Here is a 14,695-nt window from a genome sequence, read left to right on the forward strand (position 1 = left end):
CTCCCATACCCATTACTAGACGACCCTTATTTATCAATGCACTATTTTGTTATTCTGTCAATGCGTAAGTCCTAGATTAGACTTCTTGGGTGAATTTTAATGAAGATTGGAAAGCAGCAGGAATGGAAGCTTACGCTTGCTTATAAAGCTATAGATGATAACGCTATTAACTTTTCTTGTTCTAGCTCTATTCTTTGTCTTAAATTCACCGCCGGCCAATTGGTATATGACATCTCAAAATTAAACCTAGGTAGAACAACTAGCCTTTTCCATAACCAAGGTTTAAGAGGTTTTCGACTGTAAGGATTTTCTAGGATTATCGTATCTCTAGAAAATGATACGACCACGGCATCTAACTTAGTCTCCTGTCTAAATCGTCCCTGATGACGCATTTTTACTACATCACCAAGAAGCATATCCCATCTAAATGCTTCATATATAGGAGCACCTTTCCATCCATAAAAAGCATACCATAGCTCTCCTGAATAAAAAGCATTGTTGTGCGTTTTTAATGGTAATACTCTATCTATAGTATCCAATAAATCCCAGGTCTCATCTTGAAAGTCTAACCATAGTATCGAGGTTTCGTCTGAACTCATCTGATGTTCTGTTTCTTTGATGGATGCTAGCTTACTTATCGCATTTTCAGTTATAGTTTCACCAATTTTAGGTCTACCTAAAGGAACTGTTCCATGCTCCATAACATACCATCTTTGATATGCTTGACTATTAGAATCTATATTCCTTAATGTTTTGTCATATAAATTTTCTAGCGCTTCAGCTTCATCAGGATTCGATTGCCTAGAATGAACTTCTACAAAAGCTTTTTCTTCTCCTTCAAAGAGGCGAAAATCAGGACCAGCTTTATCAATCGGATTAACTAAAATTCCCGTTTGTAACAAATATCCTAATGCTCTGATTTCACCTAATGCTCCAGAAGAAGTTGAATAATCATCTATATTAAGAAGTCGAGGTTTTAAACTCATAAGCCAGCTTCTATGGTGTTCCACGATATGTCTCAAGGCTATCTCAGTATTAAATATAACTCGATCCTCTCTTCCGAATCTAGATCTTGATTGTAATAGTCTTTTGACTGGATGATATCTATCTTTGATGGTAGTATTTCTTATATATTCTATTTCCGAAGAAGTGAAAATTTGTTTGAGTTGATCTATCATGGCTTTACAAAACTTAACAAAATGTAACAGGTGATTTATATGAAAAACTTTTTATCTATTATACATCCTTAACTAGCAGCGCAATGGCATCCCACAAAAAATGGTGGACGCACTCCAGAGCAAGTTTCGGCAGGCTAACACAATAAAGTTTGGTGGAAATGTCCCGAAGGGTCTGATCATGAAGGGATACATCGCCTGGTAAAAGAACTAACTCAAGTCAATGATGCCCTTTTTGTACCGGACAGAAGCCTTCAGTAACTAATTCCCTAGCAAGTCTTTACCCCAAACTTGCTCAAGAATGGCATCCGACTAAGAATGAAAATCTTACTCCAGATCAAGTGACAAAGAATTCTGGAAAAAAAAGTTTGGTGGCAATGTTCCAATTATCCTGAGCATGAGTGGGATGTTTCTCCTGCTAATAGGACTAAAGGAAAAGGATGCCCTTTTTGTGCTGGACAGTCAATTACTAATTCCCTAGCAAATCTCACTTTGTGATTATAACAAGTCTAATAAGCTAGGTTGTGCCCAATCTGATTGATCTAAAAGTTTCCCCTTTTCTTTTCCCTGCTTTGCATGAGTTGGTCTTACTATACCGTTAAGTCTTTTTTCAAGCAAACCAGTAAAATAAAACCATGACAACATTTTACTGGCGTAATCTTTTGCAGTTGTTTGTCTATTAGACAACAACTTTTGAAATTTATATAGCGACATCGATTCACCAGGCTTCAGTTGTTCATAGACTTTTTTAATAACTACATGAGCCTCTATTTGTTCCGCTAATTTTTCAGCTATTTCCTCATCTTTTAAATTTAAAAATATCTCTGATGCTATTATTTTACCGTTTTTCTTATTTCTTGTTACTTGAAAAAAGTTTTGCAAATCCAGAATAGCATTTTGAACAGTGTCATTCGCATATCCCGATCCACTTGCTAAGTCGGAGATTGTTTCACACGTCTTAAGCAGTCTAAATATTTTTAAAACTGTTGAAATTTTGGTTCTGGGTCTATAGTTTATTGTCATTTCAGGTAGCTTTTCCTCCAACAAATATTCACGAAACATATCCCAGTATATTTTATAATTTTGCCCATTTTCAATAACTAGCTTGCTGTTTAATAGGCTATTAATTACATCGTGATTAAACTGGTTACCTACCTCCACCTTATCAACTGGAGACAGTTCAGCTATATTCATTAAACACTTATAACTCCCTGGAATGAGAGTAGCTCTTTCGATATCTTTGTCAAAAATTGCTTTAATATCAAACTTGGTTATTACTTTTTTCTGTTCTGAATAAAGATCGGCTTCATTATGTTGATGGTAGATGTCACTGCAAAATCTTTTTAATAACCAAGGTTTATTTTGACAATTATTCAGAAGCCACTTTTTTATACTGTTTTGTAAGCGATTTCCGTTTTGATTCAAATAGTTCTCAAATCCATTTAATAAGTTCAGTGAATCTTGCTGAGAAAATTCACTAAAATAAATATCTTTTCTTATTTTGGCTAGATTATGCCATGTAAAATAGGCTTGATGTTTTGCAGATAAATTAACATCTGTTCTCCAGCAAAAACCTAAGACTATGTTTTGTTTTAAGGAATCAACTTCTTTAGCTGCTTCCTCAAACAACCCGTAAAGATATGAAAGTGAATCTTTAGTCAATATTTCTTCAAATTGATCGAAAAAGATTACAATCACTTTACCACTTTTTTTAAGGGTTTCTATTAATAATTTAATTGATTTACTATCAAAATAAGGTGGTTCAGCACTTTCAATAGATACTTGATGATCGGGAAGATCAACAAATCCACTATCAATAGCCTCTTGTAATGCTTTTATAATAACCGCTATGACAAATAGAGTTGCTTTTTCCTGGTTGATGCTTGTAACATCTACATGGTGTATATAAAAATTATCTTTATATTCTGGTTTTTGCCGACAGTCTGATGCTAACTTAAGAACTAAAGAGGATTTGCCTAACCCCGTACTTCCTGAAAAAGAAATAACTCTTAAGTCTGTTTCCTCATCTCTTACATTTTTGACAAAATTCCAAAATTCATCTTGAGGTTTACAACGTCCAAAAAAATCTTGTGGGCGACAAGGACGATGGTAATCATCAAAATTCTCAGCCTGATTAATCTTCGATACTATTACTTTCTTAACTTCTGAAAATGACTCGTTAGTTGATTTATTTTCATGCTCTGTTAGTGTTTCATCGAAAACGGTAATTTCAAGATTTTCCCAAATTTTATTAGTAGAAAAATATTTTTTCCAATATTCGGAATTATAATTATTTTTGGTATTTGAAGTGGCAAAAATAATAGCACGATATGGGATAGCGCTTTCTCCCATTTCTTCCGCTATCCAAAAAAACTCTTTTTTATGAGTCACTAATAGTGTAATGGTTCTAACATTACTAAGAAATTTTCGCTCTGGGAGTTGAATACCATGTATCTTCATAAACTTTTCAGCAAGTTTATCTGAACTCCAAATGAATAAACGAAATGGTTTTTGTGTTTTTGTGTATTCATCAACAACCGCTTTTGCCTTTCCATTAAGAGCGGAAGTTGAGAGTAGGTGAGCAAAGTCAACTTTTTTGTAAAGAGCTTGACCCATTAACTTGAATATAGTAGGAGCATTTATTTCTTCTTGCTGGAATTTACATTCAATTAATCCTGTTTCCCTAGCTTCATCGTGCTTGATATAGATATCAGTCTGCATTCCGTCAAATTCTATATTTTCAATCACTTTCCAGTCATATTGACTGAATAAATCTGCTGACACCTCTTCCCAGAAATTACCTTTTTCCTTATTATTCCATTCAGGTAGTATGACTACTTTAAATCTTATTTTAGGCTCATTTACATTCATTTTTTTTGGTCGTTCCTATAGGTTACTTATTGCCTTGCATAACCATGACTCAGTATAACACGCCCCACGTTATACCTCAACTTCTAGGGCCATCGCAATCGCACCTTGCATCCCCCTAACTGTATCCGCTCAATAAATCGGGGGAAATCGCTCACTGATGAGCCTCAAATATCGCAAAATCGTTCCCCACACGATAGTCTACCCCGATTTATTGAGCGGATACCCCCTAACCATATTTAGGGGACAGATAATCAAGTGACAAGCGATCGCCCACAGCTTACAATTTGACTGGGAAAATTTACACCGGAGTTGTCGCTCGCTTTAATATTTCTTGGACAACTCCATAATAGTTAGGATTTTCTAACCCTTCTAATTCATGTTCGATATCTTCCCAATCCCCTAGCTTGCTTTTCCACTTACCATCCTCTTCTTGTCTGGCTGCGTGCTGTGGCTGGCCGTTATAGGTGTATATTGCTATTTTTTGAAACCCGGGTTCAAGGTCACAATTCTCGCAAGGTTCATATCCAATAGTTTGATAAGCTTGGATAAAAGCATCCAGGGTTAACTCTCTTGAAACACCATCCGGCCAGTATCCATCTGGGTCTACCGGGTCCCATCTGCATTCCTCTTCTCCAGCAGCAAAAGCAAAACAATTATAATCTACTGTTTCTTCACTTGTTACTTGATATTCAGTAAGCTCTAAGTTAGGAAATCTCAATATTTTTCGGTACTCTAACTTACCACTCATAACCGTGTTCTTTTCCCCATTGTATCCAGGCTAGGGCCATTTGCTTCATCCGGCCGCGCTGTTCGGGTTTTACCGGATTGTCACCAGTAATTGCCCTCAACGCCCAAAACCAATGGTCTGGCTTTTGTTCGAGGTCACGCAAAATCAAGGGGATAACTGGCTGTCCCATGCCGATAATTCTCTGATAAGCCTGGTGCATTGATTTCTGTGTAACTAATGATAGCATCCCCGTCTCGACGCGCCATTCTTCGGCGAACTTCTTAAACTCTGCTTCTAGTTCTACCTTGCTTTTAATCGGGAAGTCATCAGCAGGAATTCCTGAAGGCAACAAATATACTTTTAAAACATCTTTGGCTTTTGATGCCGCTTCTAAAAAGCTATTCGGCATCAACAAGTTATTAAGCTTTTCACAAAATCGCTCTTTTTCTTCGGTTGATAAGTTAGAGAGGTTTTCAAATTCATCAACAGCCGCAATAAGCTCATCTGCTAGTTCTTCCACTGTCCAAGCATAAGTTTTCTTTAAAGCGTATATAGGAATAATACTCTCTAGTATATTGACTAAATCATCATGGTTCGTGTTTTCTACCTCTGACTCTACGTTTCTGACTAAATCATCAATAGGCAACGCAGGGACTGTTTTTCTCAAGGCAGTCAAAATAGCCTCAAACACTGAGTTGTCCAAGGCGATAATTTTTTCGATGCCGGATTGATATTGGCGATGTATTTTTAAAGAAGGCATATTAGTTGTCTTGTCTTTGCTAATAGAAAGTTAACTTGAGACTAATTGGCTTACTTATACATTCCTTTAAGCACAAAGGGTAAGGTGCGCGTCGCGCACCCTACAAGTAGAGTCTTTGCGTAAGTCCTAAATTAGCAATCTTACCCAAATACTCACATTTTGCTGATAATTCTTTGCAGGATTTCCACCCCTGATACCGCTTGCCAGCCAAACAGCCCTAACAGCACAATATTCAGAAAGATGTGAGTGTTTCTCGCCCAATCATTGCCTTTTTGCATCAAAGGAGTCAGCGAGGCTGCGATCGCAATTATTGCCATCATTCCCAACCCTGCTAGCAAGTGCGGGCCGACAAATAGCTTGCCGTTGTTGATGTAGGTGACAGCCATCCCGACGATCGCAACCGTAACCATCAAGGCTAACAGCAAAGAACCCATCTGGTGGTGCTTGACGTTGAATTTGCCCTTAATTAACTCTTTTTTGAGTTCGCCTTCCGCACTTCTGGTACGTCGGATTTGAATGCCGAGATACAAAGCATACAATGAGATAGCCAGCAGTACCCACATTAAAATAGGGTGGAAGAATTGGCTCCAAACTTTCACTGACTGAGGAATTTCGAGATTCATAGTGTTCTGAGGATTAGCAAACATACTTCATAAAACTTAGCATACCAGTCAGGCCGTCTCGTGCGACGGTAAAAATATACGGTATGAGAGACTATTATGCCTGCCACTAAACAAGACGCTGTATTGATTCAAGCCGCCAAGACTGGCAACATTATTCACGTCCAAGCTTTACTCGCTAAGAATGTTAACGCTAACGCCAAAGACTCTGAGGGGACGACGGCTTTGATGTTTGCTGCCCAAAAGGGCTATACAGAAATCGTGCGTACTCTACTAAACAATGACGCTAATGTCAACCAGGTGAGCAGGCGTTTTGGCTTGACAGCTTTGATGCTGGCGGCGGCTCACAAACAGGCTGACTCTGTGCGGCTGTTGCTGGCAGCCGGTGCTGATGTTAATGCTAAAAATGATGATGGAAGTACAGCTTTGATGGCGGCTTCTCTCAAGGGCGATATCAATATTGTGCGGATGTTACTTGATGCTAATGCTGATGTAAATGTCCGAGATAAAGATGGAGATTCAGCTTTGAAAATAGCTGCTTTATCGGGTCATATAGCTGTTGTTAAAGCTTTAGTGGATGCGGGTGCAGTTGCTGACAATTCTATGCTGTTTTTAGCTGTCCGTCAAGGAAGCGCTGAAATTGTGCGAATTTTGCTCAAGTGTGGGGCGGATGCTAATGTTAAAAATCTAGAAAGCAAAACTGCTTTAATGCTGGCCGCGACGGTGGGAAATTTGGCTGTTGTCGAGGCGCTGTTGGCTGCTGGCGCTGATGTCGAAATTCCCGACAAAAACGGAGAAACTGCTTTAACTTTGGCGGCAGATTCCGGCAATACTGATGTGGTGCAAACTTTGCTTGGTGCGGCTGCTGATGCGAATGTGAAAAATGGAGATGGGGGCACGGCTTTGATGGCCGCTGCTGCTGGGGGAAATGCGGCGATCGCCCATATCTTACTCGATGCTGGCGCGGATATCAACGCTAAGGATAAAGATGATGAAACTGCTTTGAATTTTGCCGTGGTTGAAGGCTGCGAAGATGTGGTGGAATTGCTCTTAAACCGAGGTGCTAGTGTCGGTTCTAGAAATCGGTTGGGCGATACGCCTTTACTGGTGGCGGCTGTTCACGGCCATAGTGCGATCGTATCGGCTTTGCTGCAAAAAGTAAACTCAAATCGGGCTGAGTTTCTGAATGCAAAAAACTTTGGGGAGACGGCTTTGACGCTGGCTGCTTTTCACGGACATACCGAGACGGTGAAGGCTTTGCTTGACGGCGGTGCTGACGTGAATCTCCCGGCGGATTTGGGGAAAACTGCTTTAATGAAGGCGTGCGATCGCGGTTATATTGCGATCGTCGAATTATTAGTCGAAAAAGGTGCAGATGTCAACTTGCTGGATGATTCGGGCGCAACCGCTGTAATGTGGGCTGCACATCGGGGTTGTGTCGGTGCTCTACAGGTTTTAATTAATGCTGGTGCAGAACTAAACCACAAAAACCCCGGAAATTATACAGCTTTAATGCTGGCTGAGTTTAAACGTTATTCCAGCGTGGTGAATTTGCTCAAAAGTGCTGGAGCACGGGAGTAATTTTGCGGATTTGGGGCGGGCTTATTTAATCTATCTGTACTTTTTAAAGCTATTGCCAAACCCGCCCCTAGGAGTTTATTGAGTTAATTTACCCCCTTTAAACTTGAGTCCGCGTGGGCTGACTTTGTTTGTATAGTAGCGGTTTCAACCGCCGACTTATCGAGGAGAATCAACCCGGATTTGGTGTTACCTCAATTTGCTTTTCGCACCCAGCCGTTAATAGTAAAGCGGCTATCAGCAAAAGCTTTCGAGGGACAGCTAACTCGCAAAACTTCGTGCATATAGCGACTAAGAAAAAATACGATGCTGTTATTGCGAGGCTCAACGGTTCTGAATGTCTCATCCGCCACATAAAAATTGTTCTCAATTTTGCTGTCATAAATCTGCAATTCGCCACCTGAAAAAGCTTTTGGTTCTCGATAGAAATAGTAAACGTAAGTAAAAAATCGGCTGGCGGTATCTGGCGAGCCACTGTCGTTGTGAAGTTTATAAAAATTGTTGTCATTGTGCATGGTTAGCTGAGCTTCTATCTCACCCAAGGGAAATGACGGAATATTTAAATTTTTCAGCACGTCGGGGAGAATTGCTTTGATGCGATTAACCATCAGTTCGGAAAACTCGGGGAACGAGTGGAGTACCATCGAACGACGGTAATCTTCGGCATTTGTTGAGGTGCTGGTACTCACAAATTCTGATTCTTTTACTAAGACATATTTAATGAGTTTGTTTTTTTCTGCGGGGGTCAAAAAGTTGTCTATTTGGGCGTAGCGAGATATTAAATCGTCATTTACAGGCGGCGCAGGGGCGGGAATTTCTGTGGCGGGAATTTCTACAGGAGTTGCAGGCTGCTGCGGTTGCAGTTGCTGCAAGTAAATTGGGGGTTCTGTTACTAATCCGACTAGGTGTTCGCCGGGAAAAAAAAGGGTGGAACGCCCGTCGTCTATGGGGATTTGAAATAAGGGCGAAAAACTGAGTGTTTGTTGAGTGCGATCGACTAATGTTTTGATCAGGCTGTGCAATAATGGTGTATCAGATTTAAGGGTGACGGTGCATTGATGTCCGCCGGTAAGCAGGATTTTGACTTTTATGTCTTGGGGTTTAATTTGCGCTTGAATTGTGCTAGTCATAGCCGTTAGTTATAGAAGAAGAAGGAAGTTCGGCAACGGATTCTGTAACGGATGTAACTGATGGATGGATGGAAGATGGAAGAAGGAAGATGGAAGAACAAAAATTCAATCATTGCTTGAGGGCGGGCTAGAAGCCCACCCCACCAGAGAATTGACTCTTTGTGGAATAGGCATCTTCCCTGTTCGTGACAGATACCTAAGATGTCATTACTAGACTACGAACTTAATTAATGCAAGAAGTGGCGGATATCCGTGAAAACCATTGTGATCCCGAGTTGGTTGGCGGCTTGAATGGAATCTTGATCCCGCATACTTCCTCCCGGTTGGACGATCGCAATTATGCCCGCCTCAGCCGCCGTTTTGACTGAATCGTCGAAGGGGAAGAAACCATCGCTAGCCAAAATCGCTCCTTTGCTCTTGTCTCCTGCTTGTTCTAATGCTAGTTTAACTGAGCCGACGCGATTCATTTGTCCGGCGCCGACACCGATTGTAGTGCGATCGCGCGTCACAACGATCGCATTTGATTTGACGTGTTTCGCTACTTTCCAAGCAAACAGCAATTCTTCCAACTCTTGGGCCGTCGGCTGTTTCTCAGTAACAACCCGCCATTTGCTAGTTTCTTCTACTATATTATCTGAGTCTTGCACCAGCAAACCGCCTGCGATTATTTTAACAGTTTGTGGAGGCCCTTGAGTCAAATCTGGCAAAATTAATACTCTAACTTTCGCCTTTTTCTTAATAATTTCTTCCGCTTCGGGTTCGCACCCCGGCGCGACGATACATTCTAAAAATGTTTGAGTTAACGCCGTTGCGGTAGCAGCATCAATCGGGCGGTTGAGGGCGACAATTCCACCGAAAGCTGAGACTGAATCGGTGTCGAAGGCTTTTTGATAAGCTTCAGAAATAGTTGTTCCCAAGGCTGTACCGCAAGGATTTGTATGCTTTAGAATAGCGGCGGCGGGTGTGTCGGGGAATTCTACGATCAGCCGCCTTGCTGCTTCTAAATCTACTAAATTATTGTAGCTTAATTCTTTGCCTTGCAGGATGGTGCTAGTCGTCCAGCCTGTGGGTGTAGTTCCGCTTTGATACCAGGTGGCGGCTTGATGGGGATTTTCGCCGTAGCGGAGAGTTTGCAACTCTTTCCCTGATAAATTAAACTGATCTGGTAGCGAAGATTCTTCAGCGGATTGGCTGCTGCTGAGATAAGTTGCGATCGCGCGATCGTAGTTGGCTGTATGTTTGAAGGTTTCTAGCGCACATCTTTGCCGAAACTCTAAGGATGCTTCGCCACCATTTTCCCGCAGTTCTTTTAAATAAGTATTGTACTGTTCTGGATCGCACAAAACTGTCAAATGAGCGTGGTTTTTGGCGGAAGCTCTCAACATTGCTGGCCCGCCGATATCTATCTGCTCAATTGCGTCGCCTAAAGTAACTCCAGGTTTAGAAATTGTCTCTTCAAATGGATACAGATTCACTACAACTAGATCGATGGCCCGAATTTGATTTGCTGTTAGATCGGCGAGGTCTTCCGGTACATCGCGGCGTGCTAAAATGCCACCGTGGATTCGTGGGTGAAGTGTTTTGACTCGCCCTCCCAAAATTTCGGGAGAACCAGTATATTCCGCAACTTTGGTAACTGGGATGCCTGCTTCTTTGAGAGCCGTTGCTGTCCCACCACTACTAATTATGTCAAATTCAAATTCTTCTACTAGACTGCGCGCTAAGTCGATTAGTCCGGTTTTATTGGATGTGCTCAGAAGTGCTAGACGTGCCATTGGTTTGAAGTTGCGATCGCAAAAATAGATAGGTTATATTCTATATCACATCTGCCTGCAGGGAGATGATTTGGTAATGGCTAATTATGATTATTTTTAATGATTTAAGGATGAGTTCGCTCATTTAAAGTATATTATTTGTCAAATTTATATAATATTTTATACTGACCAGTGGCTTCTAAATATGTATAACTTGCGCGTGGAAATGGTTATTTTGTGAGTGCGAGGGGGGTTGAAGCCATATCCAGCTTGCACAGTTCATGTCGCTACGTAAGTGTCTATGTTGTTGAAATTACTTAATAAAACTTAATAGATAATTAGAGGGCGATCGCTGTTGAATTTTAACGATGTTTTATGATGAATTTTAAAAGTAATGTGCTAGCATCGGGTGTAAATTGCTCTCTCCCTAAAAATCCCGGAAAATTGGGCGATCGCAACACCTTAATCTAAACAATAATTTGGTAGGGTTGACATATGTTTTTTCAAGAAGCCGATCCAGAAAATAAGCTCAGTAATATTAACAGGAATCATAAAAAAAATCCTCACAATATGACCCATAGAACAGAGTACCAACAGATTCCCAAAAAAAGAGCCGAGAATTCGACCGAGGCCAACATTTCCGAAGCTTATAGTCTTAGTCTGTGCGAAATGCAGCAGATGGAGCGAGTAATGGAACAGCTAAAGCAGGATTTGAAAGCTAGCGAATCTCGGTTTCGGAATGTGATAGAAAAAAATGCCGACGGCATCGCAATCGTTAACAAGCGAGGACTTGTCTGTTTTGCCAACCAGTCAGCAGAAGCGCTGTTTAACTGCACCACAGAGGAACTTCTAGGTCAAGCATTTTTTGGCAATTTAGTAGTAGAAGTTTCAGCTTGCGACCTTGAGATGGCGACGGATATTATTATTCCCCAAGTTGGAAAAACAGAAGCAACAAGAACTCGCGTCGTGCAAACAGAAGTTGAAGCTATTCGCAAGCAAAAAGCAAATGCTGTAGTAGAAATGCGGGTGGTGGAAACGGAATGGGATGGAGAAATGGCTTATTTAGCTACGCTACGGGACATTACCGATCGCAAGCGCGCAGAAGAAAGGCTTTGGTTGTACGATCGAGCTATAGCAGCTACTAGCACTGGAGTTACGATTTCTGACGCCACTGACCCCGAAAATCCAATTATTTATTGCAATCCCGCATTTGAAAGCATGACAGGTTATCGGCGGCAGGAAATTATCGGAAAAAACGGCCGATTTTTGCACGGAAGCGATACCGACCCGGCGGCAGTAGAAATAATTCGCCAAGCCTTGCAAACAGAAAGCGAATGCAAGGTAATATTAAAGAATTACCGCAAAGACGGAACCGCTTTCTGGAATTGTTTCTCAATCTCTCCTGTGCGCGATCGAATGGGCAAATTAACTCACTTTATTGGCGTACAGAGAGACATCACTGAGCGCAAACAAGCTGAAGAAGCATTGCATAATTCCGAAGCACAAAGCAGAGCACAAGCCGCTCAACTAGCAGCCGCAATTAACGAACTAAAAGCCACTAATTCCCAATTAGTTCAAAGCGAAAAAATGTCTAGTTTGGGATTGCTACTTGCCGGCGTCGCTCACGAAATTAACAACCCCGTCAGCTTCATTTATGGCAATCTCGCTCATCTCACAAATTATACTCAAGACTTGTTTGACCACCTTGAACTTTACCAAAAGCATTATCCTAATCCAGTCGCGGAAATTAAACAGGAAAGAGAAAAAAATGAACTCGATTTTTTAGCTGAAGATTTACCTAAAATACTGTCTTCAATGAGCGTTGGTGTCGATCGCATTTGCCAGATAGTTCAGTCGCTGCGGAACTTTTCGCGGCACGACGATTCGCAGATGAAACCCGTTAACCTCCACGAAGGTATTGACAGCACGCTGCTCATTCTAAATCACCGTTTGAAAGGAAACGGAGAAAAGCCGCCAATTCAAATTGTCAAACAATACGGAGCATTGCCGACTGTTGAGTGTTTTGCTGGGCCGATTAATCAAGTTTTTATGAATATTCTCAGCAATGCGATCGATGCTTTAGAAGATGCGAACAGTAGGCAAAACTGTCAAGAAATGCTAAAAAATCCCAGCCAAATTAGGATTGGTACGGAAGTTGTCGGCAATCTTGTAGAAATTAAAATTGCCGACAACGGCCCGGGAATAACTGAGGAAGTCAAACAGCAGATATTCGATACATTTTTTACTACCAAACCCATTGGTAAAGGCACGGGAATGGGTTTGTCAATTAGCTATCAAATTATTGTAGAAAGACACAACGGCGAACTATATTGTACTTCCGAATTGGGCAAGGGCACGGAATTTACTATCAAAATTCCGATCGCACATTAGCACGGCGTCCCCATTGCGGGCATTACCAACTTGCTCTATAAGCAAGCGAGCCGGAAGATAGCATTCTTAAAAAACGATGTTTCTCGTTTTTTATCGTTCCCCGACTCGGGTTAATAACGTATAATTCTAGGCTCTGCCTCCCCATTGTAGAGACAATTCTAGGGGGCTTTTCGGCTCACCTTACCCGCATAAATAGCGAATTAAAAAACCTCTGCGCCCTCCAACTTCTTAAAAGTTTCAACCTTAGCCCTTGCCGCTTCCCCGCAAGTCTTCGGCGTCGGAAACATCTTCCCAGGATTCGCCAAACCTTTCGGATTAAACACCTGACGCACCCACTGCATCGTCTCCAAATCTACCTCCGAAAACATATCCGGCATAAAACACTTCTTGTCAGCGCCGATGCCGTGTTCCCCCGAAAGACTTCCCCCAACTTTCACACAAAGCCTGAGAATTTCCCCGCCCAATTCTTCCACCTTTTCCAGCGCACCTTTTACCGAGTTATCGTACAGAATCAGCGGGTGCAAATTTCCGTCTCCCGCGTGAAATACATTGGCAATTCGATAACCGTATTTCTCGCTCAAGCCCTCAATTTCTTTCAAAACATAAGCCATTTGCGTTCGCGGAATTACGCCGTCTTGCACGTAATAATCGGGGCTGAGATGACCCGCCGCCGCAAAAGCAGCTTTCCGCCCTTTCCAAATTTTTAGGCGCGTTTCCGGGTCGGTTGCCGTGGTGATATTTCGCGCTCCGTTATGCTTGCAAATATCGGCAATCCGCTGTTTGTTTGTGGCAACTTCCACTTCTAAACCGTCGATTTCTACCAGGAGAATTGCCGCCGCATCGCGGGGATAACATCCAGTTGCCACCACATCTTCCACAGCATTGATGCTGATGTTGTCCATAATTTCCATGCCGCCGGGAATAATGCCAGCGCTGATAATATCGGAAACCGATTCGCCCGCTGCTTCTATACTGGAAAAATCCGCTAGGAGAACACAAATCGATTCCGGCGCTTTGAGAATTCGCAGAGTAACTTCTGTGGCGATTCCTAAAGTGCCTTCGGAACCGACAAATACACCAGTTAAATCGTAACCTGGCATTTCGGGAATTTCGCCACCGACATCGACAATAGAACCGTCTGGAAGTACCAATTTTAATCCTAAAACGTGATTCGTTGTGACTCCGTATTTGAGGCAGTGAACCCCGCCAGAATTTTCCGCAACGTTGCCACCAATCGAACAAATAATTTGACTGGAAGGATCTGGCGCGTAGTAGAAACCAGCGCCGCTAACTGCTTGCGTTACCCAGTTATTAATTACTCCCGGTTGCACGACTACTTGCTGATTTTCTAAGTCTACTTTCAGGATTTTTCGCATTAAAGCAGTGACAATCAGCACGCAGTTTTCTACAGGTAAAGCGCCGCCGGAAAGGCCGGTTCCTGCGCCTCTAGCCACCCAGGGAATTGAGTTGCGATCGCATATTTTGACCAATTGCGCCACTTCCTCGGTAGTTCGAGGCAATACCACCAGGGCGGGGCGCTGGCGGTAGCTGGCTAGTCCGTCGCACTCATAGACAATCAATTCTTCGCGGCGCTGTACCACCCCATTTTTGCCGACTACAGCCTCGAATTCTTTAATAACGGGTTTCCAGTTGCGTTCTGTTTCTACGGCTATCATTAGTAATTTTTAT

At 42.0% G+C, this 14,695-nt stretch carries 11 protein-coding genes and 1 pseudogene; 4 read left to right on the top strand and 8 right to left on the bottom strand.

Annotated elements, in window-relative coordinates:
• Nucleotides 1-140: 140 nt before the first annotated feature.
• Nucleotides 141-1,178, bottom strand: a complete 1,038-nt coding sequence (locus tag QUA24_RS20540; protein ID WP_333231683.1) for a hypothetical protein — start codon at nt 1,176-1,178, stop codon at nt 141-143.
• A 293-nt stretch (nt 1,179-1,471) separates the two neighbouring features.
• Here QUA24_RS20540 and QUA24_RS27360 point away from each other — a divergent pair.
• Nucleotides 1,472-1,570: pseudogene (locus tag QUA24_RS27360) on the top strand (zinc-ribbon domain-containing protein); the annotation flags it as partial.
• Complete coding sequence (locus QUA24_RS27365) at nt 1,530-1,673, top strand: zinc-ribbon domain-containing protein (RefSeq protein WP_445242631.1); 144 nt, start codon at nt 1,530-1,532, stop codon at nt 1,671-1,673. The pseudogene QUA24_RS27360 and the gene QUA24_RS27365, both read left to right, overlap by 41 nt.
• Here QUA24_RS27365 and QUA24_RS20545 read toward each other — a convergent pair whose 3' ends face one another.
• From QUA24_RS20545 to QUA24_RS20560, 4 genes are all read right to left on the bottom strand, one after another.
• The gene (locus QUA24_RS20545; RefSeq protein WP_333231685.1) at nt 1,674-4,046 is read right to left on the bottom strand and encodes a restriction endonuclease; all 2,373 of its coding nucleotides are present in this window, start codon (nt 4,044-4,046) and stop codon (nt 1,674-1,676) included.
• A gap of 298 nt (nt 4,047-4,344) precedes the next feature.
• A complete protein-coding gene (locus tag QUA24_RS20550) occupies nt 4,345-4,794 on the bottom strand; it encodes a DUF7689 domain-containing protein (RefSeq protein ID WP_333231687.1) in 450 nt (149 codons plus the stop codon).
• The gene (locus QUA24_RS20555; RefSeq protein ID WP_333231689.1) at nt 4,784-5,533 is read right to left on the bottom strand and encodes a hypothetical protein; all 750 of its coding nucleotides are present in this window, start codon (nt 5,531-5,533) and stop codon (nt 4,784-4,786) included. Before QUA24_RS20555 ends, QUA24_RS20550 begins: the two co-directional genes overlap by 11 nt.
• A gap of 152 nt (nt 5,534-5,685) precedes the next feature.
• Nucleotides 5,686-6,156 (bottom strand): DUF4079 domain-containing protein, encoded by a 471-nt coding sequence (locus QUA24_RS20560; RefSeq protein WP_333231691.1) that lies wholly within the window; start codon nt 6,154-6,156, stop codon nt 5,686-5,688.
• A gap of 96 nt (nt 6,157-6,252) precedes the next feature.
• On the opposite strand from QUA24_RS20560, the gene QUA24_RS20565 reads away from it, so the two are divergent.
• Entirely contained in the window at nt 6,253-7,734 is a 1,482-nt protein-coding gene (locus QUA24_RS20565) for an ankyrin repeat domain-containing protein (protein WP_333231692.1), read from the top strand.
• A 191-nt stretch (nt 7,735-7,925) separates the two neighbouring features.
• On the opposite strand, the gene QUA24_RS20570 is transcribed toward QUA24_RS20565, so the two are convergent.
• Complete coding sequence (locus tag QUA24_RS20570; protein ID WP_333231694.1) at nt 7,926-8,861, bottom strand: 2OG-Fe(II) oxygenase; 936 nt, start codon at nt 8,859-8,861, stop codon at nt 7,926-7,928.
• A 227-nt stretch (nt 8,862-9,088) separates the two neighbouring features.
• Nucleotides 9,089-10,636, bottom strand: coding sequence for a bifunctional phosphoribosylaminoimidazolecarboxamide formyltransferase/IMP cyclohydrolase (purH, locus tag QUA24_RS20575; protein WP_333231695.1), 1,548 nt, complete (start codon nt 10,634-10,636; stop codon nt 9,089-9,091).
• A 549-nt stretch (nt 10,637-11,185) separates the two neighbouring features.
• On the opposite strand from purH, the gene QUA24_RS20580 reads away from it, so the two are divergent.
• The gene (locus tag QUA24_RS20580) at nt 11,186-13,006 is read left to right on the top strand and encodes a PAS domain S-box protein (RefSeq protein ID WP_333231698.1); all 1,821 of its coding nucleotides are present in this window, start codon (nt 11,186-11,188) and stop codon (nt 13,004-13,006) included.
• 200 nt (nt 13,007-13,206) lie between these two features.
• On the opposite strand, the gene glcD is transcribed toward QUA24_RS20580, so the two are convergent.
• Nucleotides 13,207-14,682, bottom strand: a complete 1,476-nt coding sequence (gene glcD, locus QUA24_RS20585; RefSeq protein ID WP_333231699.1) for a glycolate oxidase subunit GlcD — start codon at nt 14,680-14,682, stop codon at nt 13,207-13,209.
• Between the last annotated feature and the right edge of the window lie 13 nt (nt 14,683-14,695).

This window comes from Microcoleus sp. Pol12B5 (assembly GCF_036701335.1).
In the GTDB taxonomy this organism is placed as follows: Bacteria; Cyanobacteriota; Cyanobacteriia; order Cyanobacteriales; family Microcoleaceae; genus Microcoleus.